This is a genomic window from Dyadobacter sp. HNCC25DJ183, from assembly GCF_056895175.1.
In genome coordinates this window covers 95,706-120,404 of sequence record NZ_JBXHAP010000011.1, presented here as the reverse complement: position 1 = coordinate 120,404, position 24,699 = coordinate 95,706, and the positions used below count along the sequence as shown (strand labels likewise).

21 protein-coding genes are annotated in these 24,699 nt (G+C 46.3%); 12 read left to right on the top strand and 9 right to left on the bottom strand.

Annotation, left to right across the window (positions count from 1 at the left end):
- Positions 1 to 62 precede the first annotated feature (62 nt).
- The 3 genes from era (at position 63) to AC1XTG_RS24990 (ending at position 3,070) form a co-directional block, all read left to right on the top strand.
- Complete coding sequence (gene era / locus AC1XTG_RS25000; RefSeq protein ID WP_056283043.1) at positions 63 to 983, top strand: GTPase Era; 921 nt, start codon at positions 63 to 65, stop codon at positions 981 to 983.
- Positions 984 to 1,043: 60 nt separating this feature from the next.
- A complete protein-coding gene (gene der / locus AC1XTG_RS24995; RefSeq protein ID WP_484843831.1) occupies positions 1,044 to 2,354 on the top strand; it encodes a ribosome biogenesis GTPase Der in 1,311 nt (436 codons plus the stop codon).
- Between the two features lie 320 nt (positions 2,355 to 2,674).
- Complete coding sequence (locus AC1XTG_RS24990; RefSeq protein ID WP_082489131.1) at positions 2,675 to 3,070, top strand: hypothetical protein; 396 nt, start codon at positions 2,675 to 2,677, stop codon at positions 3,068 to 3,070.
- Positions 3,071 to 3,128: 58 nt separating this feature from the next.
- Here the strand turns inward: AC1XTG_RS24990 and AC1XTG_RS24985 are convergent, their stop codons facing one another.
- The 6 genes from AC1XTG_RS24985 to AC1XTG_RS24960 all read right to left on the bottom strand — a co-directional run bounded on the left by AC1XTG_RS24985 (position 3,129) and on the right by AC1XTG_RS24960 (position 9,356).
- Positions 3,129 to 3,965 carry a fumarylacetoacetate hydrolase family protein gene (locus AC1XTG_RS24985; RefSeq protein ID WP_056279139.1) on the bottom strand — a complete coding sequence of 279 codons (837 nt, stop codon included), beginning with the start codon at positions 3,963 to 3,965 and terminating at the stop codon, positions 3,129 to 3,131.
- 99 nt (positions 3,966 to 4,064) lie between these two features.
- A complete protein-coding gene (locus AC1XTG_RS24980; protein WP_484843830.1) occupies positions 4,065 to 4,529 on the bottom strand; it encodes an RES family NAD+ phosphorylase in 465 nt (154 codons plus the stop codon).
- A gap of 8 nt (positions 4,530 to 4,537) precedes the next feature.
- A complete protein-coding gene (locus AC1XTG_RS24975; RefSeq protein WP_229238517.1) occupies positions 4,538 to 4,969 on the bottom strand; it encodes an antitoxin Xre/MbcA/ParS toxin-binding domain-containing protein in 432 nt (143 codons plus the stop codon).
- Between the two features lie 54 nt (positions 4,970 to 5,023).
- Positions 5,024 to 7,885, bottom strand: a complete 2,862-nt coding sequence (gene uvrA / locus AC1XTG_RS24970) for an excinuclease ABC subunit UvrA (RefSeq protein ID WP_157474640.1) — start codon at positions 7,883 to 7,885, stop codon at positions 5,024 to 5,026.
- Positions 7,886 to 7,998: 113 nt separating this feature from the next.
- On the bottom strand, positions 7,999 to 8,787 hold the full coding sequence (locus AC1XTG_RS24965) for a cysteine hydrolase family protein (protein WP_056279148.1): 789 nt from the start codon (positions 8,785 to 8,787) through the stop codon (positions 7,999 to 8,001).
- A gap of 20 nt (positions 8,788 to 8,807) precedes the next feature.
- The gene (locus AC1XTG_RS24960; RefSeq protein WP_056279150.1) at positions 8,808 to 9,356 is read right to left on the bottom strand and encodes a hypothetical protein; all 549 of its coding nucleotides are present in this window, start codon (positions 9,354 to 9,356) and stop codon (positions 8,808 to 8,810) included.
- A gap of 96 nt (positions 9,357 to 9,452) precedes the next feature.
- On the opposite strand from AC1XTG_RS24960, the gene AC1XTG_RS24955 reads away from it, so the two are divergent.
- From AC1XTG_RS24955 to AC1XTG_RS24940, 4 genes are all read left to right on the top strand, one after another.
- Positions 9,453 to 10,724 carry a hypothetical protein gene (locus AC1XTG_RS24955; protein WP_056279152.1) on the top strand — a complete coding sequence of 424 codons (1,272 nt, stop codon included), beginning with the start codon at positions 9,453 to 9,455 and terminating at the stop codon, positions 10,722 to 10,724.
- Between the two features lie 99 nt (positions 10,725 to 10,823).
- Positions 10,824 to 11,801 carry a glycosyltransferase family 2 protein gene (locus tag AC1XTG_RS24950; protein ID WP_484843829.1) on the top strand — a complete coding sequence of 326 codons (978 nt, stop codon included), beginning with the start codon at positions 10,824 to 10,826 and terminating at the stop codon, positions 11,799 to 11,801.
- 15 nt (positions 11,802 to 11,816) lie between these two features.
- Complete coding sequence (locus AC1XTG_RS24945) at positions 11,817 to 12,575, top strand: DUF5672 family protein (RefSeq protein ID WP_056279157.1); 759 nt, start codon at positions 11,817 to 11,819, stop codon at positions 12,573 to 12,575.
- A gap of 82 nt (positions 12,576 to 12,657) precedes the next feature.
- On the top strand, positions 12,658 to 13,872 hold the full coding sequence (locus tag AC1XTG_RS24940; protein ID WP_484843828.1) for an OmpA family protein: 1,215 nt from the start codon (positions 12,658 to 12,660) through the stop codon (positions 13,870 to 13,872).
- A gap of 158 nt (positions 13,873 to 14,030) precedes the next feature.
- On the opposite strand, the gene tpiA is transcribed toward AC1XTG_RS24940, so the two are convergent.
- Positions 14,031 to 14,792: a triose-phosphate isomerase gene (gene tpiA, locus AC1XTG_RS24935; RefSeq protein WP_056279161.1), complete on the bottom strand. Its 762-nt coding sequence runs from the start codon at positions 14,790 to 14,792 to the stop codon at positions 14,031 to 14,033.
- Positions 14,793 to 15,091: 299 nt separating this feature from the next.
- On the opposite strand from tpiA, the gene AC1XTG_RS24930 reads away from it, so the two are divergent.
- The 5 genes from AC1XTG_RS24930 (at position 15,092) to AC1XTG_RS24910 (ending at position 22,058) form a co-directional block, all read left to right on the top strand.
- Entirely contained in the window at positions 15,092 to 16,360 is a 1,269-nt protein-coding gene (locus AC1XTG_RS24930) for an aspartyl protease family protein (RefSeq protein WP_056279163.1), read from the top strand.
- Positions 16,361 to 16,398: 38 nt separating this feature from the next.
- Positions 16,399 to 17,055, top strand: coding sequence for a tRNA (5-methylaminomethyl-2-thiouridine)(34)-methyltransferase MnmC2 (mnmC2, locus tag AC1XTG_RS24925; RefSeq protein WP_056279165.1), 657 nt, complete (start codon positions 16,399 to 16,401; stop codon positions 17,053 to 17,055).
- Between the two features lie 62 nt (positions 17,056 to 17,117).
- Positions 17,118 to 17,702 (top strand): D-sedoheptulose 7-phosphate isomerase, encoded by a 585-nt coding sequence (gene lpcA / locus AC1XTG_RS24920; RefSeq protein ID WP_056279168.1) that lies wholly within the window; start codon positions 17,118 to 17,120, stop codon positions 17,700 to 17,702.
- A gap of 53 nt (positions 17,703 to 17,755) precedes the next feature.
- Positions 17,756 to 18,196 carry an NUDIX domain-containing protein gene (locus tag AC1XTG_RS24915; protein ID WP_056279170.1) on the top strand — a complete coding sequence of 147 codons (441 nt, stop codon included), beginning with the start codon at positions 17,756 to 17,758 and terminating at the stop codon, positions 18,194 to 18,196.
- A gap of 85 nt (positions 18,197 to 18,281) precedes the next feature.
- The gene (locus AC1XTG_RS24910; RefSeq protein ID WP_484843827.1) at positions 18,282 to 22,058 is read left to right on the top strand and encodes an SNF2-related protein; all 3,777 of its coding nucleotides are present in this window, start codon (positions 18,282 to 18,284) and stop codon (positions 22,056 to 22,058) included.
- A gap of 5 nt (positions 22,059 to 22,063) precedes the next feature.
- Here AC1XTG_RS24910 and AC1XTG_RS24905 read toward each other — a convergent pair whose 3' ends face one another.
- Together AC1XTG_RS24905 and recQ are read right to left on the bottom strand one after the other, a co-directional pair.
- Positions 22,064 to 22,378 (bottom strand): hypothetical protein, encoded by a 315-nt coding sequence (locus AC1XTG_RS24905; RefSeq protein ID WP_056279175.1) that lies wholly within the window; start codon positions 22,376 to 22,378, stop codon positions 22,064 to 22,066.
- A gap of 145 nt (positions 22,379 to 22,523) precedes the next feature.
- Positions 22,524 to 24,695, bottom strand: a complete 2,172-nt coding sequence (recQ, locus tag AC1XTG_RS24900) for a DNA helicase RecQ (protein ID WP_484843826.1) — start codon at positions 24,693 to 24,695, stop codon at positions 22,524 to 22,526.
- Between the last annotated feature and the right edge of the window lie 4 nt (positions 24,696 to 24,699).

Sequence of the window (24,699 nt, the reverse complement as noted above, 5' to 3'; positions counted from 1 at the left end):
TCAGCGATTTCGAAAACTCGGGCGGCTGCATTCCTTTTTAAATAGTGAATACCAAAAAATTTATGGAAGAAGAAGAAAAAGAAGCTCCCCTGCGAAACCATCGTGCGGGCTTTGTCAGCATTATCGGTAAACCGAATGTTGGTAAATCCACGCTGATGAATGTATTGGTGGGTGAGAAAATGTCAATTATTACCTCCAAAGCGCAAACAACCAGACACCGTATATTAGGGATACTTAATGGAACACACGAAAATATTCCGTTCCAACTCGTGTATTCCGATACGCCGGGCGTGATCAAGCCTGCCTATAAGCTGCATGATTCAATGATGACTTTTGTAAAAGGATCTCTGGAAGATGCCGATGTGGTTTTGTTTGTGGTGGAAGTAGGAGAGAAGGTGGCCGAACACGAGGTACTGCCGCTTCTGAACCGCACCGACTCGCCTGTGATCCTCGTTTTGAATAAAATTGACCTGTCGGATCAGGAACAGGTGAATGCAAGAATGGCGGAATGGGAAAATGAGATCCACCCTGCGGCTATCATCCCGATCTCGGCTTTGGAAAATGCTAACATAGGAACATTGTTCGATGCCGTAATTACACGCCTGCCCTTTCATCCGCCCTATTTCGAAGAAGACGAACTAACAGACAAGCCCGAGCGTTTCTTTGCTTCCGAAATGATCCGCGAGAAAATATTTCTGAATTATCGCCAGGAAATTCCATACAGCTCCGAAGTAGTAATCACAGAATTCAAGGAAAAAGACGATATCATCGTAATACGTGCCGAAATTCTGGTCGAGCGCAAAAGCCAGAAAGGGATTTTAATTGGTGAAAAAGGTGAAATGCTGAAAAGAGTAGGTACTCAGGCCAGGAAGGATCTGGAAGAGTTTTTTGGCAAAAAAGTCTTTCTTGAACAACACGTAAAAGTAGAACCCGATTGGAGAAGCAAGGAAAATAAGCTCCGCCAGTTCGGTTATGAAGATTAATAAATAAATGAATGAAAAACGGTATGAACAATGCCGTTTGGACCAGATCAAACAAGTAAAATGGCAAATATTATTTCGATAGTAGGGCGACCGAATGTAGGTAAGTCTACATTATTCAACCGCCTTACAGAGAGCCGCAAGGCAATTATGGACAACCAGAGCGGCGTAACACGCGACCGGCATTATGGTTATGGAGAGTGGACAGATCAGTATTTTACAGTAATCGATACCGGCGGATATGTAGTTGGTTCAGAAGATATATTTGAAGGTGCGATCCGCGACCAGGTGGAGCTGGCAATTGAAGAATCAAGTGTAGTACTGTTTATGGTTGATACCATGACGGGCCTGACAGATCTTGACAAAGACTTTGCAAACGTACTTAGGCGGTTCAACAAGCCCGTTTACCTGGTAGCTAACAAAGCGGAAACGCAGGAACGTTACCAATCTGCTGCTGAATTTTACGAGTTGGGTTTGGGAGACGAGATTTTCGCTATTTCCGCGCAGACCGGCTTCGGAACAGGTGAATTGCTCGATAAGGTAATTACGCATTTCGAAACACAGGGAATAGAAAACCCGGAAGAAGGGATTCCCCGCATTGCGATCATGGGTCGTCCTAATGTAGGAAAGTCTTCGTTTTTGAATGTACTGACAGGAACTGACAGGAGTATTGTTACCGATATCGCTGGTACAACCCGCGACGCGATCCATACGCATTACAATGCATTCGGAATGGAATTCATCCTGACGGACACCGCAGGTATCCGAAGAAAGTCACGCGTGAAAGAAGACATTGAATTCTATTCGACGCTGCGTTCCGTGAAGGCAATGGAAGAATCGGATGTTTGTATCGTGTTGCTTGATGCGACATTGGGCCTGGAAGGTCAGGATATGAATATCATCGGACAAGCCGACAAAGCCAAAAAGGGAATTGTGATCATGGTCAACAAATGGGACCTGGTTGAAAAAGATTCCAAAACAGCTGACGCCTATAAGAAAGCGTTGCTGGAAAAGCTGGCACCGATGAACTACATGCCGATCATCTTTGCTTCCGTTGTTGAAAAACAACGCATTCACCAGGTGATGGAGAAGGCAATGGAGGTTTATAAAAACAAAACCAAAAAGATCACAACCTCAAAACTGAATGAAGTAATGCAGGCTGAGATCGAGAAATATCCGCCGCCGGCACACAGAGGAAAGTATATCAATATCAAGTATATGATCCAGTTGCCGACACCTTCGCCCACATTCGTGTTTTTCAGCAGCAATCCCAAACACGTTAAGGAGCCTTACCTGCGATATCTTGAAAACAGGATGCGTGAAAATTTCGATTTTTCGGGCGTGCCGATCACGATTTTCTTCCGCGAGAAGTAATACATCAGGTTTATAATTGAAGAAGCGCCGGCATTCACCAATGCCGGCGCTTCTGTTTTATCCGGTAAGTATTACGGTTCAGGTACTTAAATCCACGTTTCGTCTTTTTTATTTCCACTGGTGCAACCTTTCAAATTACCTTTACATCTGTTAAGCATCGCAGCACATTTTTCAGGTACCAAAAAAGTTTTTTCAAAAAAATTGTTAAAAACAAGGTACTATGTATTGCAAGATACCTATTGAAACATATATATTTGTAAGGTCAATTAGTTACAATGAATTCTGTTCGGATTTTTTGAATGACTGAAAACAAAAATGCCATGAGAACGATCAAATTACTCCTCATATTCCTGGTACTGTTTAGCTTCCGCGCCGGAGCAACAGGTTATGTTCACAATATGTTTGTCGCGCACAAAAAGCTGCAGGCGGGGAAAGAAGTTGTAATTGAAAAGGCAGTGGTTAAAAAGCATAAATCTATTGCCAGGACTACAAAGCCGGTTGCTCAGGCAAAGAGTGCCGCATTGTTTAACACCAGTATTGTTAGCAGCAATGCATCTGCTACATTAAACGAGCGGATCCTCGAAGAAGGCCCAAGTTCTTTTTTCAAAAACGAGAAAGAGGATAGTGCAGACGAGTCAATTGTGACTAAAATAATCGGAGCTTTTCGCTGCATGGTTTATGCATTTGTAGGTTCCACTCCATTAGGAAATTCGTAGACAATCATACTTCTATCATTAATGCAAAAGAGCGGCCAAATAGGCCGCTCTTTCTTTTTTATCCTACCACATTGGTCAGTGTTCCAATGGGCTCAATGCTGATGTGTACCACATCCTCTTTTTGCAACGTAAAGTCAGAAGGAGGAATAATGCCGGTTCCGGTCATCAGATAAGCGCCTTGCGGGAAAGACATTTCCAGGAAAAGGTATTTCAGTAACTCTTCCGGTTTTCTCTTCATTTGTGCCAGGGTAACTTCTCCATTGAACACCTCTTCGCCGTCGCGTATGATCGATAAATCAATCACTGTGTCGTCTGTTAATGGATACTCGGGTACATACAGGCAGGGACCAAGCGCGGCGCTGCCCGTGTAAGACTTTGCCTGTGGCAGATACAATGGATTTTCACCCTCTATACTTCTTGAACTCATATCATTCCCGATCGTGTAACCAACAAGTGTACCCGAAGAAGACGCAAAAAGCGTGAGCTCAGGCTCAGGAACATCCCAGGAAGAATCTCTGCGGATCCTTACCGTACCGTGATTTCCAATTACACGCCAGGCGGTGGATTTAAAGAAAAGCTCCGGCCTTTCGGCTTCATACACGCGGTCATAAAAACTACCTCCGCCTGCCTTTTCCGATTCTTCCATTCGGGCTGTGCGGCTTCTGAAATAGGTAACTCCCGAAGCCCAGACCTCCTGTGAACCAATCGGTGCCAGCACTTCCGGCATGGGCAGATCGTCAGTAAATATGATCGGAATTAATTGTTCGGTTTGAATTTCGAGCCACTCGTACAAATCGTCGCGGTTAACAGCCAGGTCCCAGTCAGTTTCGTGCAAGCGATAAAATGTATCATCCTTTTCGAGAATAATGCCGTTTTGTGTTTTGTATAATTTCATCGTTTACAGCTGTTTTTTGGTTCAATAAGGCTTTTGACTTTTTTCTATACTGTTAATTACACCGGTTGAAAGGTAACAGGCCATTCCCGAATTCGATAATCAGGCTTTCCAAAGCCGCCTGTCAATAGGAATCCTTTCCTGCGAAATGAGCGAAACTGCTTCGAAATCAGGGTGCTGAGGATGAATGATAATGTTGAATGAAAAGGGAACAATCACAGACGGAAGCCCCACAGCCAGGATGTCAGGATTGGTCAGCCAGTCTTTGAGCCAGTATTGTGTACGATCGTAATTCCGGTCCTGCCAGAAATCCGGCATTTCACTTCTGGTATAATACCTGATCTGGTCGGGCATTTGAATTGTTGAAAGCCAGTATTTCGGGAGATCTTCGTAACGCACGCCGGGAGCGTGCGCGAGGGTTTCTACCAGGCCAAGTTCGGGTGTTGAAGTAGCGTACAGAACGCCAATCCCTTTCGGGTTCCAGCGCGCGCCGAAAAGCCTGCTGCCCTCAACAGAAAGCGCGCTGTCCTTGAATTTTTCCCTGATTATCCTGTAAACAACAGCCATAACCGGGATTATGCAGGTAAACCATAATCAAGCCGGCCCAGTACATCATCCACCAGCCCAAAGCCTGTTATCGTGTCCATTAACTGTAATGGGGATTGATCGTCAAGCTCCGAAAGTGGTGTGCGCAGCCAGTTACGAACGGTGCCGGCTTTTCCTTCAAAAGTATCAAGCGCATGAACCAGCACATTCCGCAGCAGCAGCAACCTTTCCGAGGCGTCAGTACCCAGCTTCTTATCCGACTGAATGCGGTGCAGGTTACGAGGCGTCATTCCCAGGACGAATGCAATCTCATTGTCTGTTAGCCCCACCAGATCAGAAACTTCGTCAGCCTCCGACCGCAACACGCCCTCGCGGGAAATCCGGATCAGGCTGAAATCAGAAGAATGCTTTGATCCGTAGGGAACAAAATCTTCATGGAACATGCGAAGTGGTGCTGACATACTTTCGGCTTTAAAGTGACCTATGTCTTAAATATAAGTGACTTTTGTCGAAGTTCAAAGTTTTTCCTTCAGAAAATCAGCAGTATAGTTGCCTTTCAGCTTGATCATCTCCTCGGGAGTTCCGGTAAAAGTAAGCTGGCCGCCATCGTCGCCACCTTCCGGGCCCAGGTCGATAATCCAGTCTGCGCTTTTAATTACCTCCATATTGTGCTCGATGATGATCACAGTATCTCCCTGCTCCACGAGCGCATTGATCGCTTTCAGCAATTTTTTGATGTCGTGAAAATGCAGCCCGGTAGTAGGCTCGTCGAAGATAAAGAGCATTTTGCCTTTATTGGTCGAGCCTTTTCCAAGGAATGATGCCAGCTTGACGCGCTGCGCTTCCCCGCCGGATAATGTATTAGAAGATTGTCCCAGTCCTACATAACCCAGACCCACTTCCTGCAAAGGCAGTAGTCGCTCTACCAGCTTCGGTTCACTACCCCGGAAGAACTCGATTGCCTCGTCAACGGTCATATCCAGGATTTCAGAAACATCTTTTTCATTGTACCGGACTTCCTGAATTTCTTGCTTAAACCGTTTTCCATTGCAGCCTTCGCAAGTAAGATAAATGTCAGCCATAAACTGCATTTCTACCTTCACCTGACCTTCACCCTGGCAAATCTCGCACCGGCCTCCGTCGACATTGAATGAGAAATGGGACGGTTTATAGCCCCTCGCTTTCGAAAGCGGCAGGTCCGCCATCATCTGGCGAATGTGATCGTAAGCTTTGATATAAGTAACCGGATTGGAGCGGGACGATTTTCCGATCGGATTCTGATCGATCATTTCCACTGCTTCAATGCGGTCGACACTGCCCACCAGCTCATCAAACCGCCCAACTTCCTCACTGAATTCCCCTTTCAGGCGCATTAACGCAGGATAAAGCAACTTGCGGATCAATGTTGATTTTCCCGAGCCACTTACGCCGGTAACTACCGTGAGCACATTCAATGGGATTTTTACATCCAATTCTTTAAGGTTATTCTCTCTTGCACCTTTGATTTCAAGGAAATGCAATGCTTTTCTGCGTACTGCCGGTATCGGAATGGAATCGTGGCCGAGTAAAAAATCAATGGTATGAGACCTGGTTTCAGGATCGGTGTTGTATTCGGCTCCGCTCGCCTTTAATGCAGCAATATCTTCCTGGTTACCCTGAAAAACGACGTGGCCGCCACCGGTACCCGCTTCCGGGCCGATATCGATGATCTGGTCCGCGGCGTGCATTACTTCTTCTTCATGCTCCACCACAATCAGTGTATTTCCAAGATCGCGCAACGATTCGAGTACGCCAACGAGCCGCTGGGTATCTCTTGGGTGCAATCCGATACTTGGCTCATCGAGAATGTACATAGAACCCACCAATGCACTTCCGAGTGAAGTAGCCAGCTTAATGCGTTGAAATTCACCTCCCGAGAGTGTACTTGTGAGTCGGTTCAAGGTCAGGTAACCCAGCCCGACGCGGTTCATATAGTCGAGGCGCGTTTCAATTTCGGTCAGTACGCGTTTTGCAACCTGACGATCGTGCTCGCCAATTTCAAGATTTTGGAAAAAAACAGAAACATCTTTAATCGGCTTCAGTACCAGGTCTGTAATGGACGCGCCGCCTATTTTTACAAAAGATGCATCTTTCCGCAACCGCGAGCCACGGCAATCGGGACAGGTAGTGCGGCCCCGGAAACGCGAGAGCATGACGCGGTACTGTATCTTGTGTGTCTGCGATTCCAGATCGGCGACAAAATCATTGATACCCTGAAAATATTGGTTACCGGTCCAAAGCAAATCTTTCTGCTCCTGCGTCAGGTCTTTGTAGGGCCGGTGAATGGGATAATCGAATTTAATCCCGTTACGAACTAGCGGCACCAGCCACTCGCTCATCTTTTCCGTCCGCCAGGGAGCAATAGCACCTTCGTACACGGACAGACTTTTGTCCGGAATCACCAGGTCGGGATCAATCCCCAATATCTTGCCAAAACCTTCACACCGCTTGCAGGCGCCAAATGGGTTATTAAAGCTGAAAAGATTGACACTCGGCTCTTCGAATGTCATTCCATCTAATTCAAATTTATCAGAAAAAATCCGGCGCTCTCCATTCACAACCTGCGTAATGCAAACGCCTTCTCCTTCGAAAAAAGCCGTTTGAACCGAGTCCGAAAGGCGGTATTGAGTGTCTTCATCATCCGCTTTCACCGCAGCCCGGTCAATAAGAATAAAAACCTGGTTACCTGCCTGCGGGAAATTGTCGGGGTTTTCAATAATATCTTCAATGGAAAGCACTTCATCATTCAGTACAATCCTGTTGTAACCTTTTGAAAGCAGAATAGTCAGCTCTTCCGCCTGCGTGCGGCCTTCGCGGATCAGTAAAGGCGCGAGTACCATTACGCGGGTACCTTCCGGGTGCGCCAGCAGGTAGTTGACCACGTCCGTAACCGAATCTTTTTTCACCATTTCTCCCGAAACCGGAGAATAAGTGCGGCCAATGCGCGCAAAAAGCAGTTTCAGGTAATCGTATATCTCGGTAGAAGTACCGACCGTCGACCGCGGGTTGCGGGTATTTACTTTTTGTTCAATGGCGATCGCAGGCGAGATACCTTTGATGTATTCCACCTCCGGCTTTTCCATTCTCCCCAAAAACTGCCGCGCATAGCTGCTGAGGCTTTCCACGTACATGCGCTGGCCCTCCGCAAAAAGCGTATCGAATGCAAGTGAAGATTTGCCTGACCCAGACAAGCCCGTAATTACGACCAGCTTATTCCGTGGAATGGCAACATCCACGTTTTTTAAATTGTTAACTCGTGCACCTTTGATCAGAATGTATTCTCTCGGGTCAAGTTCATCAAATTGGGAAGCTTCGACCCGGGCAAAAGGTAAATGCATCATAAAAGGAATTAATGGAATTCAGGTTCAAGTTTGTTAATGACGTATCTAAATGCAAACCAAAACCGGACCTATTTAGTTTGGCTTGCAGAAATGGAAATAGGAGTAGTATATCAGAAAGATATAGCGCCGGATTGCCGGAAAGACATTCCTTTTTGTGCAGCGTCTTCAAAGATCGGATCAGCCAGGTGTCCCCAGTTGGTCACGTCGGACATACAGTCTGACAGCACAATTACTTTCGGGATCAACTCAGGCGCATAGCGGATGATCTGGGCAATGCTGGTGGCAACGCAATGCGATCTCGCTTCACCGGCAATCAGGATCTGGTCAAATGCATTCAACTTTCCCAGAAATGCAGTGTCAAGCTCCGTTTCTGCTGCTCCTGCAACAGGTACCTGCGCTTTGAAAACACCAAAATGCTCGGTAAGCGGATTGATCCCTTTTTGAACTGCGACATAATCGCGACCAGTCCGGTGTGTCCACGCCAGAATGGCTTCCAGCAGCGAATCATCCAACGCAGCGCCCTTGGAACCGATCAAACAATGCTCGGGCCAGATGAAATGCTGAAATTCTCCCTGCCGCTCCAAAGTTTCCAGGTATTCAGTCACATATTCCTGGTGGTACCGTGGCGTCCATTTGCCTGACTTAACAGAAGCCAGGGTTATCAATGTAAATGGCGCGACTGTGTTTCCATTCTGGTCTTGCCAGAAAAGAGGATGCGCTATATCGAGGACTTTGTGCGTGTCGAGGGTGACAAAGATACTGTCAATGTGGTCCCCGTCGAGGGCGATCAGCCTGGTCAGCCGCGCGATATCTTCCTGAGCGCCGGGCACGAAAAGCGTCCCCTGCGGATTACAAAAATCATATTGTGCATCTATAATCAGCAGAGCGGTCTTTTTCATGATGTTAGTTTAGATAAAAACTATTCGATCTCGCCGGGGAGTTCCAGCTGTCGCGCATACATTTTGGAACATAAACTGTAAACCAGCTGCAGCATTCTGTTGGCATCTTTGATGTAATCTACCCGGTAATCTTCGTCCAGCTTGTTCAAACCATTCAAAATCGTCTGTGCCTTTTTGGCGATATACAATGCACAGGTATCGGCGCGTGACGAATAGGTTTTCAGGACAGAAGGGTAAGCTTCCAGAAAGGTATTCATCAGGAACAGATTGAGCTCCAAGCCGCCGATTTTGTCTTTGGTAACCTTTACATGATAAGCAATCTCGCCGCTCAGATTCCGCATATCCATCAAAATCCAGCCCGGTGTATTCTGGTTAAATTTCGACGTACGCATAATAGTCGCCATAATATCTTCCCGACGTTCGGGGATAGTCGAGCTGTCTTCAATCAGTTCAAAATGAAGCCTGTCGGAGAGTGTTTTATCTTTGGTAATGAGCCGGAGAAGCAGTTTATCCTTCTCTTTGGCAGGCATCTGGATAATTGCCTTTTTTAGCTGATCTGGTAACGCCATTCAAATGAGATTGATAACTTTATTTAGAATCCCGGATTCCTCCGCTTAACTTTATCGGTCATTAAAGCATGAGGTTTTTTGACAAAAATATCAGATATGTCTAAATATCTATCCATCTCTCTGAGCGCTGTCATCTTTTTAATCTTCCTTTTTACGCTCTTTGGAAATGCGATCAATGTGCCTTCGTTTGACGATTACGATACAACGCTGAACTTCATCCGGCGCTTCTTTTTCGACACTGGTTCTTTTAGTGTGCGTAAAGATATTCTGCTCAGCCGCCACAATGAACACCGTATTTTGTTCTCCAAATCCTGCGCGGCAATCTACTATTCCCTGTTCGATCAGCTCAGCTTCCGGAACCTGGTTTTAATTCAGAACATTTTCCTGCTGGGCTTTTTCGCCCTGCTACTCCGTATTATCAGCTACAGCAGGCTGCTAAGTCCCGAAATTGTACTTATATCCTCCATTTTCCTTTTCAGTCTGGCTTTCTGGCAGGTTACATTCTACTACTGGGGAGGAATTCAGCATTATACCGTTTTTTTCTTCTCATTTCTCAGTTTGTACACAGCCAGCAAGGCGGACAAGCTGGTGAGCGGCTACTTTTTTTTGAGTCTTATTGCTGCCACGCTCGCGGTACTTTCATTCGGGAATGGCTTTATCGCATTGTTTCTGGGCGGCTTTATCTTATTGATACAAAGGAAGTGGGCGATGCTCGGCGTGTGGGCTGTACTTGCATTGATCATGCTCGGCGTCACATTCCTGCACTTGCCGACTGTGAATGCAGCGAGTAAAGTGCCTTTCAATATCGAATGGATGGCGCGTTTGTTGTTTACGTTCCTTGGAAGCTTTGTTTATCTCAACCCCGGTTCGGGACAGGTAGGGAATATTGTGGTTTGTATGGGCGTTGGCTTTATAGTAATGCTGACCTGGCTCTGGCTTTTTTTAAAGGGTTATGCATTCAAAAATCCTTTGCTATACAGCATGCTGTCGCTGCCCATTCTCACTGGTATCATTGTTGCTATTTCACGCTTTGACGCAAAGGCCGGTGGAGGTATAGCACCTCGATACATGTTTTTTACAGCCACCATACCGATCATGCTGGTACTCATATTCCTGGATTTAAAGATCATTAAGCCGGCGTTTCTGAAGTATATAGCAGGTTTTGGCCTGGTACTCTGGGGTTTTGTTTACTTCAATAATCTGCGTGAGCTGAAAAAGACGAATAACGAAGTGGTTACCACAATTTGGCAATGGCAGCAAGACCATAGCACGCCGCTGGTATATTACCGGGATGCAGCTGCGTATTCCGAAATAATGTCGTGGGCGGTTGATAACAAAGTGATCAGCATTCCCGAAAAATCAAGATGAATAACCAATGATGAATAGCAAAAATGGCAAAGTAATTTGCTGGAAGGAGTCTCTAAGTATTAAATTGCGGCATTTTTCAGTTAAATCTATATACACATTATGATATCAGTGGCCATGTGTACTTACAACGGCTCGAAGTTTATTTCAGGGCAGTTAAGGAGTATTGCTGACCAAACTTTGTCTGTCGACGAGTTGGTAGTTTGCGACGACGGTTCAAAAGACAATACGATCGAAATCATCAGGAAATTTGCCGAAACAAGTGGATTTCCTGTCAGGATATATGTAAATGAGCAAAACCTGGGTTCAACCAAGAACTTTGAGAAATGCCTTTCACTATGCGAGGGAGATATCATTTTCCTCTGCGACCAGGACGATCTCTGGCGGGACGACAAAGTGGAAAGGCAGGTTACCTACCTGACCCAGCACCCCGATATTGATGCGGTTTTCAGCGACGCGATCATGATTGATGATGATTCGAAACCCATCGGGAGGAATATCTGGGAGGAAATTGAATTCAATGCGGCGGGACAGACAAAGTGGAAGAAAGGGAAACCGCACGAGATCCTTTTTCACGGATTTGTAGTGACAGGCGCCACACTCACAATCCGCAAATCGTGCCTGCAGCGACTTACCCCATTCCCGACCCACGTACCCGACCTGATCCACGACGCATGGATTGCAATGGTGCTGAGTCTGGAAAACAAAATAGACTTTATCACAGAACCGCTGATCTCCTACCGGATCCATTCCAGTCAGCAAGTAGGTTTTGGTGGAAAAACCGAGAAAGTGCACCTGAAAGACAGGTTCATCAGAGACCGGAAAAAGAAGCTGGAACCCCTGGCAGAAAAAGCGGCCAAGCTGAATGATATGTACCTGTTACTACGTGCGCTGCCTTTTGTGCCGCGTGAGAAGCTGATCAAGTTATATTTGTCTCAGCGTCACTTTTCAAGCCGCGCTTCCCTGCCTGATAACCGGGCGCAAAGGTTTACACCCATTGTAAATCAGGTGTTGAGGGGGTACTACCGGTTCAGCAGCAAAGATTGGTGGCTGCCGGCGATCGGCGACTTGTTGGAATAAATACAATTTATTAGCGTGAAATCAGATCAGGAAAATGCCCCCGCAGCGGTTGTGATTCCAGTTTACCAGACCGGTCTGACTGACGGAGAGGCTATTTCCCTGAGGCAATGCGCTAAAGTGCTGTCTGCCTATCCAATCATTATTGTTAAGCCGGAAAGCCTGGTACTGAGCCCGGAGTTCGACGCTATTCCTTCTGTTCAGCAGGTTTCTTTTAAAGATGAATGTTTCAATGGGATTGCTGCGTATAACCGCCTGCTCACTTCCATTGATTTCTATCAAAAATTCATCGCCTATCCGTATATCCTGATTTACCAGCTGGATGCTTATGTGTTCAGGGATGAACTTTCGGCCTGGTGCGCGAAAGGTTACGATTATATCGGAGCACCATCTTTACACCAGCCTGCATTCGACACTTTGAATGCACAGCAGGCGCAGCAGTTTGCTGATGCATTGACCCAAAACCGCATTGTTTTAAATGGCGGACTTTCGCTTCGGAAGGTGGATACATTTATCCGTTACCTGAAAATATACCGTACTTTTTACCCTGAATGGAAGGGAAATGAAGATATGCTGTTTTCCCAGGAAGCAACGCGGCTGATCCCTATGAAGCTATTTATGAAGCAGCCTTCGTGGCGTGAGGCGCTGGAGTTTGCATTTGAAAAAAGTCCTGCAGCAACTTACGAACTCACAAACCACCGTCTGCCCTTTGCCTGTCACGCCTGGGAACGCTACGATCCCGCATTCTGGAACCGCTTTATTCCTGAAAATCAGTAAGCTCTGTACTTTAACAATTTTTAACAAACTATCAGCTCCCTACGGGCGTTCTTGCAGTTGTTTAATTTAATAGTTAAAAGTCATGAATTTCAGATCGTTTCTGGCATTTGCATTTGCCATTACACTTTCCTTGAATGATACCTTCGGACAGGTTACCGAAAACCCGAGAGTTGATGAACAGTCGGCTCCGTACGTCAGGATCAGGCGTGTTGAATTAACAGACCAGCACACGATCATCCATCTGCAGTTTGTAGATAAGGCATCAGGTATGCCGAAACAGCAGCAACAAGTGATTCCTTTCCCATTTAATCCAAAACAAGGTCCGGGAATGGGATCCAGTCAGATCTGGCTTGATCCGGAGACAAGGCTGTACAAGCCAGGAGAGATCGAGAAGAAGTTTAAGTTTATCAAAGCCGAGAACATTCCAACTGCGGGTAAGAAGAATGTAACTCCGGGAGATACCGTCAATTTCGTTGCCTATTTCGAGCGATTAAGTCCGGGTATTGAAGAATTTGATTTTTATGAAGGCCGGAGTTCGCAAGGAACGCAGTCGTGGAATTTCTATGGTGTTCACATCAAGAATCCGCTCAAAAAGCAGCCGCAGAAAGCAAAGGCGCCCGTGAAAAAGCCCGCCGCGGAGCCTGTTATACCTAAAACTGAGCCTCAAAAAGAAGAAACTGTAAATGAAAGCGGAGTGGCTGTTTTCAGGGGAACTGTTTACAATGCAAAGACAAAGCAGCCCATTGCTGCCGAGCTCAGGTACGTGGAAAATGGGGATTCGCTGCAAATCAAATCCTCGTCGGGTAAGTACAAAATCGGTCTTGATCCATCTGAGAAGTACGATTTCCGTATTACAGCCAAAGGTTTTTACAGTACAAGCTACAATATAAGTCCGGCCGATTCTACTGGGAAAGGTACATTCAGCCGTGACTTTTATCTGAATCCGCTAGCTGTTGGTGAAACGATCACGATGCCGAATATCTATTTCGAAACTTCCAAATTCGCATTGCTGCCGGAATCTTACGGAGAACTGGACAGGCTGGTGGACATGATGAAGGAGAACAAAAGCATCCGGATCCGCATTGAAGGCCATACGGATAATGTAGGTGATTTTGACAAAAACCTGGAATTATCACGCAAAAGGGCCGAGTCGGTTCAGGCGTATCTGGTGGAAAAGGGAATTGAATCCAGCCGCATTGAAGCCAAAGGTTACGGAGCCACCCGCCCATTAAGCCAAGGCAGCGCCGAGGAGAGACGTAAAAACAGGAGAGTGGAGTTTGTGATTACGGAAGCGTAAAAGGGGGTAGGGGGCATCGCTTTTTGTCATCCTGAGCGGAGTCGAAGGAAAAGGCAGTACGCCACTCACTTCGACTCCGCTCAGTGTGACAAAAAAGGATGCTCAATGTGACAAAAAGGAAATGCTCAGAATGACAAACAGGTTCGATAAAGCAATCCTTACCTGGCCTTAATAATATTGGTAAACTCCCTAGATTTCAGCGAAGCTCCTCCTACGAGGCCGCCGTCGATGTCTGGGGAAGCGAAAAGTTCTGGTGCGCTGGCGGCTGTTACGCTGCCTCCGTACAGAATCGAGATTTCTTCTGCTACTGACTCACCATATTTTGCCGCAATGTGCTGGCGCAATGCAGCGTGCATTTCCTGTGCCTGCAATGCGCTCGCGGTCAAGCCCGTTCCAATTGCCCAGATTGGCTCATACGCAATCACTACTTTCAGCAGGTCAGCTTCGGAAAGGTGGAAAAGGCTTTCTGTAAGCTGGTTTTTTACAAAGCCGATATAATCTTCATTTTGTCGCTGCTGCAAAGACTCGCCGCAGCAGAAGATCGGGGAAACGCCATTTGCCAGCGCCACATTTACCTTCTCGGCAAGTACTGCATTGGATTCATTGAAGTACTGGCGGCGCTCGCTATGCCCGATCAGCACATATTCCACACCGATCGATTGCAACATTTGTGCGGAGATCTCACCAGTGAATGCGCCCGAAACTTTGTCTGAGCAATTTTGTGCTGCCAGCGAAAAGTTAGGTGCGTTTTCAATATATTTTTTAATAGTGGTCAGATAAATGGCAGGCGGACAAAGGATGATCTGCGCGTCATTCTGCACTTCATCATTGGCCATATTTACTAATTCAGAAGTAAGCGCAACTGCCTCATCCAGAACCTTGTTCATCTTCCAGTTACCGGCAACAATTTTTTTTCGCATGAGAAAATTTTAATTGTGAAAAAACTTCATTTTACGCAACAAAATTATCATAATTCTGTCATTTACCTGATTAAACAGCATTGTTAAATAAAAACACAGAAAGTTTTTAAATACAAAGATTTTTTTGTGTTTAAATGAGACAAAAAACATTAAATTTACTCGCTTTACATAGCCGTGGAGTTTGATACTTTGTGTACACAGAAGAGAATAAAAGACAGAGTTTAAGCCATTTATGATCAGAGTGTTTTTTGCGCTAACAGAAGACTTAACAATCCGGATTTAAAAGAAAGGAGGCCACGATGAAAACGTCTAAGTGGTTATTACTGGCGATCATACTTTTTACTAGCACCGTTTCTCTTGCACATACAGACGACATTCCACCCGTTTCAGAGGAAAAATATGGTTACTTTTTAGACAAAAACCATAAATCAACGCGCATTCCGTTCGAGCTGCATTCCAACCTGATCCTGTTGTACGCCAAGATAAACGACCGTGATTCCCTGCGGTTTATACTTGACACGGGTGTCAGCTCCATTATCATTACAGATCCTTACGTGCTCAAACCCGACAAGCTGCGTTTAACCAGGAAGGTTAACCTTACCGGCGCTGGCGAGGGCAAATCAATTTCAGCCCACGTTGCTATCGACAACCAGTTTTCAATGGGCCGGCTCAAAGCAAATCACCAGAATATTGTCGTCCTTGAAGAAGATTTTCTGCGGTTGTCTGAGTATGTAGGTGTTCCGGTCCACGGAATATTTGGATATGAGATCTTCAATAATTTCGTGGTTACCATTGATTTTTCCAAAAAGGAACTGGTCCTGATGCGACCAGATAAATACAAGTACAAGCCTAAAAAAGGAGATAAACATCCTCTTATCATTGAAGACACAAAACCATTTACCGACGCGGTAACCCTTTTTGCAGATGGCAGGGAACATCCGATCCGTGTGCTCATCGATACCGGAGCAGGGCATGCATTGTTGCTTAACAACACCCGGAAAGAAACTTTCAGGTTGCCTGAGAAGGTGATTAGAGCACAGCTAGGTCGCGGACTTAATGGTGTAATCAATGGAAATCTGGGCCGGATCGACAGGCTTCGTCTGGGCAGGTTTGAGATGGACAACATTGTCGCTTCATTTCCCGATAGCATTGCATTCGGTGCCAAATTAAAAGCAGGTACCGAGCGGCAGGGAAATATCGGCTGCGAATTGCTGCGCCGGTTTAAAGTGACCATGAACTATCAGGAGCAGTACATGGTGTTGAAGCCGGTTAAGAGCCGCATGCGCGAGAAATTTGAGCACGATATGAGCGGAATGGAAATCCGCGCAGAAGGAACAGACCTGCGGTCTTACATTGTGAACCACATTGTAGATGATTCTCCGGCCTCCAAAGCGGGGTTAATGGAAGGAGATCAGCTGCTTTTTATCGACGATCATGCAGCTACCGATTTGAATGTCAGCGAAATATACAAGCTGATGCAGCGCGGCGACGGAAAGAACATAGACCTGCTGGTGAAGCGGAAAGGGGATATTTTCTTTACTCAAATTACCCTCAAAAGGATGATTTAAGTATTTTTAAGCCAAACAAACCAAAACATCCGGCTTAATTGGAACGCCTATTAGTCACAGAAGACGGTTCACATTCCTTATACAGTTCTCAGTTCAACCAGCAATATCATTCCCTGCAGGGAGCGCTGAACGAATCCAGGCACATTTATATCAACCTCGGCTTGCAGCCGGTTTTAAGCCAGTCCGAAAATCCTGTTCATGTTTTTGAAATGGGTTTTGGTACTGGCTTAAATGCATTTCTGGCGTGGAAGCTTGCCGACTCGCTTCAAAAGCCGGTGATTTATACAACCATTGAAGCCTATCCCGTGGACCTGGCTGAGGCGGCATTGCTGAACTACGAAAGCGAGAGCGGCGGGACAGGCTTTATGCAATTGCACGAATCAGCCTGGGGCGAGTCCATCCGGCTATCCGCATATTTTACATTCAGGAAAGAACAAATCCATTTACAGGATTTTAAAACCGATGAAATTTTTGACGTTGTATTTTACGACGCTTTCGATCCCCGTGCACAGCCGGAACTTTGGTCGGCAGAAATATTTACCCGGGTAGCAGCCCAAACAGCTGCCGGTGGCGTATTAGTTACATATTCATCCAAAGGGATTGTCAAACGTGCATTGGCCGCTGCCGGGTTTAAAGTAGAGCGGCACAAAGGCCCGGGCAGGAAAACGCATGTTTTGAAAGCGATCCGCATCTGATTAGGTGAAATTGACGGATATTAGCACCAAGTTTACAATCTGAATTCAAAAGCCTGAAAAATATGAACTACCAGAATCTGATAAGCGCAGAGTTGAAAGAAGCGCAGACCGTGTTGGATAACTTTCTTAGCGACCCGGATCAGATAGAAAAAATTGAGCGTGCAGCCGGTTTAATGGCCGAGGCGATCATCCATAATGGAAAAATCATCTCTTGCGGAAACGGTGGATCGCATTGCGACGCGATGCATTTTGCCGAAGAGCTCACGGGAAGATACCGCGACAACCGCCGCGCATTACCTGCAATCGCGATTTCAGACGTAAGTCACCTGAGCTGCGTTAGTAATGATTTTGGTTATGAATTCGTGTTTTCAAGATACCTGGAAGCATTGGGCCAGCCGGGCGATGTTTTGCTCGGACTAAGTACCAGTGGTAACTCAACCAATATCCTGCGCGCAGCCGAAGCAGCAAAAGCGAAAGGAATGAAAGTGATCATTATGTCGGGCAAAGACGGCGGTAAGCTGGCCGGTTTAGCCGACGTTGAAATCCGCGTTCCGCATTTTGGTTATGCCGACAGGATCCAGGAAATTCACATCAAGGTGATCCACATTTTCATGTTATTAATTGAAAAAATGGTTTTGCGGGAGTAAAAAACCCTGGAAACGCTATATTGGGCTAAATCTAATCAGACACCACTGTTTTCATGAATGTACGCCCATCTGCCATTATACTCCGCGATAATTCAATTCTGACACTTTGTTATTGTTACAGCGGAACGGACGTTTTTGCCTTACCCGGTGGAAACCCCGATCCCGGTGAAAACCTGTCCCAGGCGCTTGCCCGCGAGCTGGAAGAGGAATTAGGCATTCTGGCCGAAGTAAAAGAAATGGTTTGCTGCGGGGAAGTGATCTGGCCGGAAGTACAAAAGGAAACGCTACATATTGTTTTCGAGGCTGAGATTTCGGATCAGAATCCGGTACTGAACCCTGAGCAGACAACAGCCCTGAAAATGGTCTGGCTTCCAGTGGAAGAGCTTCCCGGAAAGCGGCTTTATCCTAATATCGGTAAGCAAATCACCGACTTTCTTAATGGTAACACAACCAATGCACACATTGGTGTAATTGACCAGCCTTATATCAGCTAGGTTAAATTACCGGTATATCTCCATTACTGATTTCTATAAAACCTAAACATCCTGTACTTTTGCGTTTTCAAAAGGTAGCGGGTAAATGGAAAACGAAAAGAAGGAGAAATTATCTAACTTCTTGTTGAGACGAACAGAGAAGGACGTATTATCAAGAGGGCGTTCCATTTATAGCAGTGGCGGCTTAAAAGTATTAAAGCTGGATTACAATGGTCCCGGGATTGCGGAGTTTAAGGTTAAAAGCGACTACTCCATTCATTTTTATCAGATCAACATCCGGGATTTCCTTACCCCTCAGATCATTACCGAATGTTCATGCCCCGACAAGGCGGGCTTGTGCAAGCACCGGGTAGCAGCAATTCTGTATATCCTGGACAAAATGCCGACGATCAAGCAGGTTGTTCATGAAATGGAAGATACTGTGGTGGAGCTGGGCGAAATCCGCGATTTTCAGCTGCGCAGTCTCGTTCTGGATGAAACCTGGCGAAACAAAGACTCGGTTCAGGATGTGGAGATTACTTCTGCGAAAGAAGGCGAGGCCGAGTGCGTGGTTGTAGATCAGGGGCAATCTTATACTGTCAAATTAGAGCGGGTTGCAAACACCCGGCAAATACATACTTCCTGTACCTGCGGACAAAAGCTCTGGGCGCCACTCTGCGCGCACAAGCTGGCGGCTTTACTGAAACTGCGTGAAGAACTCGGCGAGAAAGCATTTGAAGTAATGCGTGATCTGACAGCCGAGAAAAACAGCTTACTAGCCGAATACGGTTATTCCCTGCAGGATAATTTTAAAGATAAATTCGACTTCCGTCTCGACGAAGCGGGAGGTCTGCAACTGATCAAGCTTGATCCGGCCCTTCAAAAAGTGGGCAGCTACCAGAACTGGGACGAGCTCAAAGAGCGGATACTGCCGCAGCAAAGTGTCACATTCGCAGTGGCCAATGCAGATGGTGCGCAGGATGAAGAGGATAGGGTTTCTATTTTCGTGTTTTGGCCAAAAGGTAAAAATCACCTGCTCGACATTGGATTTGGCGTTTTTTCTGTCAAACACAGCACCAAGTCCGAGAAGGTCACCAATATCCGCAATATAGCCGGCGGATCGAGCCACTACTATGCGGCTGACGAAATTCCCGTTCTTACGGAAGCTGACGCGCGCCTGGTGCGCCTTGCGAAGCATTGGGAAGAAGGCTTGCAGAAATTCATCCGGAAACATGGATGGGCTTACAATGCATATCTTCATTTTGACGATGTAAGCAGCCAGCAGCGGCTGGAAGCCCGTAACTACGTGGGCAAGCAGATCAGCAAGGTTTTCAGTGACCTGGATCCCGAGCGGCTTTACCTGGCCGACAGTGATTATGTGACGAGTAACAATCAACTCACACAGCTGGAACTCCACCGCGAGCCGGTAAAGCTCTTTTTTGTACTCACAGAAGACCGGGAATTCATTACCCTTAATCCTTATCTGGAGTTAAAACCCGGCGCGCCTATCGAGCTGCAAAAGGTAATGTCGCTGGACAGCTTCTGGCTGGGATTGTATAATGATAAAATATTGTTTCGCTGGGCAGGCGTGAGTGAGGCCGAAATGGCGGTTTACCTCAGCCAGAATGGATTTAAAATCCGTGTAAAAAAGGAATTTGGCGACAGCTTCCTGAATGACTGGATCATCCCGCTTACCGAGCAGTTCGATGTAATGTTCCAGACGCGGCACGAGGTACAATCCACGCCGCTGAAATTTGAAAAGCCGCTCCTTTACCTCCGTGAAGATGAAGCAAACCTGCTGATTGTCCCCTCGTATGTATATGCAGACGAGCAGGGCACAACCGAGTTTTTGCATGATCAGCGTAAGGCAAAAACCAGCTTCAAGGATGGCCAGATCGCTACGCTCGAAAGAGATATGAATGCTGAAAATGGAGTTTGGCAATGGCTGAAAAGTCTGCATCCAAGCTTCGGTAACCAGGCTGGGCAGCCCTTCTTTTATGTTCCATTTGACCAGGTTATGAAAGATGGCTGGCTGTTCACGTTTGTGGAAGCCGCCAAGAAGAAGCATTATGATGTTTTAGGTTTTAATAACCTAAAAAAAATGCGTTTTAATCCCAACCGCGGCTCGGTGAAGGTACAAGCCTCATCTGGTATCGACTGGTTTGATATGAAGATCGAGATCACTTTCGGAGATCAGGTTGTTCCGCTGTCTGAGGTTAAAAAGGCATTTCTGAAAAAGCAGAACTATGTGCAGCTGAGCGACGGGTCCCTGGGAATGCTGCCGGAAGAGTGGATTACAAAGCTTGAACCGATTATGCAGTTTGGCAGGGTAGATGCGGATCAGATCCATTTATCCAAAATCCACTTCTCTTTAATTGACGAACTGATTTCTGAAATAGATAATGAAGATGTTTTCCGGGAGTTGCAGGAGAAAAAAGAGAAGCTGCTCAACTTTAAGGAAATTCCGAATGTACCATTGCCCGGGAATGTAAAAGCTACATTGCGGCAATACCAGGAGGAAGGCTACAAATGGATCCATTTTCTCGATGAATTTGGCTGGGGCGGCTGTTTGGCAGATGATATGGGTTTGGGAAAAACCTTGCAGATGCTGACGTTTTTGCAACAGCAGAAAAACCTGAATCCAAGTAATACGAACCTCGTCGTAGTTCCTACTACGCTGATTTTCAACTGGCAGGCAGAGGCCGAGAAATTTACGCCCGACCTGAGGTTGTATGTACATCGCGGTATGGCGAGGAAAAAGGAGATCGATTTTTTCGTAGAATACGATATCATTTTAACGACTTACGGTACTATGCGCAGCGATGTTGAGCTGCTGCGTCGCTTCGATTTCAATTATATCATTTTGGATGAAGCCCAGGCGATCAAAAATCCGGATTCGCTTACTTCAAAAGCTTCCCGGTTATTGCGCGCAAAAAACCGGCTAACCATGACGGGTACACCTGTCGAGAACAATACGTTCGACCTGTACTCTCAATTTGAATTCCTTAACCCGGGTATGCTCGGCCACGCTGACTTTTTCAGGACCGAGTACGCTACGCCAATTGATAAGTATCAGGATAAGGAAAAGGCCGCTGAGCTTCGGAAGCTGGTTTATCCATTTATGCTGAAAAGGACGAAAGAAGAGGTCGCGACGGATTTGCCGGATAAGACTGAAACCATTCTTTTCTGTGAAATGGGTCAAAAGCAGCGCAAAGTGTACGAAACTTTCCGGGAGAGGTACCGTGAAGAAATTGCGGAAAAGCTTGCTACTGAGGGACTCAATAAAAGCAGCTTCCTTATTTTGGAGGCATTGTTGAAACTGCGCCAGATCTGCGACTCACCATCGATCCTGTCGGGAGAAGAAGATTTTGGAAATGAATCGGCCAAGCTAGAAGAAATTACCCGCGAGATCGAAGAGAATGCATCGAATCACAAGATCCTTATTTTCAGTCAGTTTTTAGGAATGCTTGATTTGATCCGTCAGCATCTGGAAAAAATGAATATTCCTTACGAATACCTGGATGGGCAGACTGTCGACAGGGCCGGTAGGGTTAATCGTTTCCAGAATGACCAGACTTGTCGCGTGTTCCTGATGAGCCTGAAAGCGGGTGGGGTAGGACTTAACCTGACAGAAGCTGACTACGTGTATCTGATTGATCCATGGTGGAACCCGGCGGTGGAGCGTCAGGCAATTGACAGAACGCACCGGATCGGGCAAACCCGGAAGGTATTTGCTTACAAGATGATTTGCAAGGATACAATTGAGGAGAAGATCCTGTTGTTACAGCAAAGAAAACAGGATCTTGCCGAAGATCTGGTTGGCGGCGAATCGGGCTTTATCAAAAAGCTCAGCCAGGAAGATATTATGGGATTGTTCAGCTGAGAATTTTAATATTTCAACAGCTTATTATCAGCTGTCATATTAAGCATATTCCGGTCACTGAACTTGACGGAACTTGCTTCAAGCGTACTATCTGCGGACGCAAATTCAAAAATGTCCGCAGGATCGTACAATCTTTTGTCACCACTTGAAACTTCTACACGCTCCTGATCGAATATTGGGGTGTTGACCCCATTTCTATCAGGTACATTGTACATTTTTTCCACACTTGCACTTCTTAGTGCTTTATAGCGAGCTTGTTTTTCAAAAACACAAAGAACAAGTAAAATAGAGGCTATTAACAGGATACGCTGATTTTTCATATTAAATGCAATGTCTGGAATCTAATAAAGAAAGCCATGTACAGCATTAAGAGCAATTTTCAGGCCAGAAGGTTGCAATTGCCAGAAAATTTAAGTCAAAAACGTATATGCATTTTGCCCAACAAATTTTCCTATAAATGGATATTTAAAAAGTGCTATTTTTCTCTTCCCGAATCGCGAGTGCCAGACGAATTTGTCCATAGTCAAATTGCTCGCCCAATAATTCGAAGAGTGGCTTGACAGGATCATTTTTCCCCACTTGAATCTCATCAGCCGCTTTTACAATAATCTTGTATGCCGATTGCTCAATTAAGGCTTCCAAATCAATCGGCTGGCCTTCTTCTTTGAGCTTGATCAAATGAGAAATAACGGTCGTGGAACTAAGATTTCTTTTTTCAGCAATTTCCCTGACAGAAAGTCCTGACTTGAAGAGATCCCACGTTTCAATGAATGTCATGCCTGCGACAGATCGGGTACCTGGCTTGAAATTCTCACGGGCAAAATCCAGGATTTCATTGATGAAAGTCTCACCGTACCTTCTGAACTTCTCTGCGCCTACACCGGAAATGGATTTCATCTGCATTTCGGAAACGGGCTTCTTCTGGGCCATTTCTGATAAGGTAGCGTCACTGAAAACAACATAAGGCGGTACACCCAGCGCATCTGCCAGTTGTTTACGGAGCGCGCGCAACCTGTCGAACAATGCATCTTTAATGACTTCGCGCTTTGGCTTTTCCTTCGGCACAAGTTCTTCCTCTTTCGCTTTCCGCTCTGATAGCGGGATGAATTTCACAAGTTCCACCTTGCGCTCTCCCTTCAGAATCTGTCTGCTCAGTGCATTGAGCTTGAATGCGTGGGCTTCGTCGTAAGCGATATCCATTGCGCCTGAGTTGAGCAGCTGGCTGATGTACTCGGCCCATTCATCACTTTTAAGCTCACTTCCAACCCCGAAAGTTGGCAGGCGCTCGTACCCGTGCTGAATTACATTCCGGTTTTTGCTTCCTCGCAGAATGTCCACCAGTAAGCCCATTGCCACTTTCTGATCTGTTCTGGCAATACCTGAAAGCGCCTTCTGTGCGATGATCGTTGCGTCGAAACGTGTACGCGGATTTTTGCAGACATCACAATTGCCGCAATCGCGGTCGAAGGAATCATTGAAATAATTGAGCAAAACGCGGCGCCGGCAAATATCCGCCTCCGCATACTGCTTCATCCTGTTCAGCTTGGCATGCAGCAGCTCCTTCTGCTCGTCGGACTGCTCCGAATTATTGATCATATCCTGCCTTGTAATAATGTCCATATAGCTGTAAAAGAGCACAGTATCCGAAGGGAGCCCGTCGCGCCCGGCCCGGCCGATTTCCTGATAAAAGCTCTCCACGTTAGACGGCAGATTGTAATGGATCACCCAGCGTACGTTCGATTTATCGATCCCCATTCCAAATGCAATGGTTGCCACAATTACCTGTAAATCGTCCCGCAGGAAAGCTTCCTGTACTCTGGAACGTTGGTCGGCCGCAAGTCCGGCATGGTAGAATTCTGCTTTGAGCCCCGCATTTTTGAGGCTTGCAGCTACTGTCTCAGTGCCTTTCCTGCTCAAACAATAGATAATCCCGGGCTGGTTGGGGCGTTTGGTAATGAAAGACTGAATTTGCTGAATGCGTTTCCTGCCTGGCAATACGGTAAGGCTGAGATTGGGCCGGTCAAAGCTTGTGATGAAGGTTTCAGCATGCTCAATGCGTAGTTGTTTCAGAATATCGCGCCTGGTAACCCTGTCGGCAGTAGCTGTTAATGCAATTACGGGCACATTGGGAAAGCGGAGTTTCAGCGAGTTCAATGACCGGTACTCCGGCCGGAAATCGTGACCCCAGGAAGAAATACAGTGCGATTCGTCGATAGCAAACAGTCCTACATTCCATTCTCTCAGCAGGTCAAAAGTATTGCCCGAAAAAAGGCGTTCCGGTGCGATGTAAAGCAGTTTCAGCTCGCCCAGTTTGGCGCGCCACATGACGCTGTCTTGTTCTGAGGAGGACAATGTGGAATTAAGAAATGCAGCTGAGATACCGTTTCCGTGAAGTGCCTCTACCTGGTCTTTCATCAATGCAATCAGCGGAGAGATCACAACGGTTAATCCTTCCCGTAAAATTGCCGGGATCTGAAAGCAGATTGACTTGCCGCCGCCTGTTGGCATTAACACGAAACAATCTTTTCCCTTCATAACCGAGTCTATGATCTCTGCCTGGTGTGTACGAAAGGAGTCGTAGCCAAAATATTTCTTAAGTGCTTCCTGTTTATCGACAGTCATTTTAGGGTCTTCCATGTGG

What these genes read in the sequence shown, in the direction of transcription:
- era (WP_056283043.1), top strand. Translation starts at nt 63, where the DNA reads ATGGAAGAAGAAGAAAAAGAAGCTCCCCTGCGAAACCATCGTGCGGGC.
- der (WP_484843831.1), top strand. Translation starts at nt 1,044, where the DNA reads ATGGCAAATATTATTTCGATAGTAGGGCGACCGAATGTAGGTAAGTCT.
- AC1XTG_RS24990 (WP_082489131.1), top strand. Translation starts at nt 2,675, where the DNA reads ATGAGAACGATCAAATTACTCCTCATATTCCTGGTACTGTTTAGCTTC.
- AC1XTG_RS24985 (WP_056279139.1), bottom strand. Translation starts at nt 3,965, where the DNA reads ATGAAATTATACAAAACACAAAACGGCATTATTCTCGAAAAGGATGAT.
- AC1XTG_RS24980 (WP_484843830.1), bottom strand. Translation starts at nt 4,529, where the DNA reads ATGGCTGTTGTTTACAGGATAATCAGGGAAAAATTCAAGGACAGCGCG.
- AC1XTG_RS24975 (WP_229238517.1), bottom strand. Translation starts at nt 4,969, where the DNA reads ATGTCAGCACCACTTCGCATGTTCCATGAAGATTTTGTTCCCTACGGA.
- uvrA (WP_157474640.1), bottom strand. Translation starts at nt 7,885, where the DNA reads ATGCATTTACCTTTTGCCCGGGTCGAAGCTTCCCAATTTGATGAACTT.
- AC1XTG_RS24965 (WP_056279148.1), bottom strand. Translation starts at nt 8,787, where the DNA reads ATGAAAAAGACCGCTCTGCTGATTATAGATGCACAATATGATTTTTGT.
- AC1XTG_RS24960 (WP_056279150.1), bottom strand. Translation starts at nt 9,356, where the DNA reads ATGGCGTTACCAGATCAGCTAAAAAAGGCAATTATCCAGATGCCTGCC.
- AC1XTG_RS24955 (WP_056279152.1), top strand. Translation starts at nt 9,453, where the DNA reads ATGTCTAAATATCTATCCATCTCTCTGAGCGCTGTCATCTTTTTAATC.
- AC1XTG_RS24950 (WP_484843829.1), top strand. Translation starts at nt 10,824, where the DNA reads ATGATATCAGTGGCCATGTGTACTTACAACGGCTCGAAGTTTATTTCA.
- AC1XTG_RS24940 (WP_484843828.1), top strand. Translation starts at nt 12,658, where the DNA reads ATGAATTTCAGATCGTTTCTGGCATTTGCATTTGCCATTACACTTTCC.
- tpiA (WP_056279161.1), bottom strand. Translation starts at nt 14,792, where the DNA reads ATGCGAAAAAAAATTGTTGCCGGTAACTGGAAGATGAACAAGGTTCTG.
- AC1XTG_RS24930 (WP_056279163.1), top strand. Translation starts at nt 15,092, where the DNA reads ATGAAAACGTCTAAGTGGTTATTACTGGCGATCATACTTTTTACTAGC.
- lpcA (WP_056279168.1), top strand. Translation starts at nt 17,118, where the DNA reads ATGAACTACCAGAATCTGATAAGCGCAGAGTTGAAAGAAGCGCAGACC.
- AC1XTG_RS24915 (WP_056279170.1), top strand. Translation starts at nt 17,756, where the DNA reads ATGAATGTACGCCCATCTGCCATTATACTCCGCGATAATTCAATTCTG.
- AC1XTG_RS24910 (WP_484843827.1), top strand. Translation starts at nt 18,282, where the DNA reads ATGGAAAACGAAAAGAAGGAGAAATTATCTAACTTCTTGTTGAGACGA.
- AC1XTG_RS24905 (WP_056279175.1), bottom strand. Translation starts at nt 22,378, where the DNA reads ATGAAAAATCAGCGTATCCTGTTAATAGCCTCTATTTTACTTGTTCTT.
- recQ (WP_484843826.1), bottom strand. Translation starts at nt 24,695, where the DNA reads ATGGAAGACCCTAAAATGACTGTCGATAAACAGGAAGCACTTAAGAAA.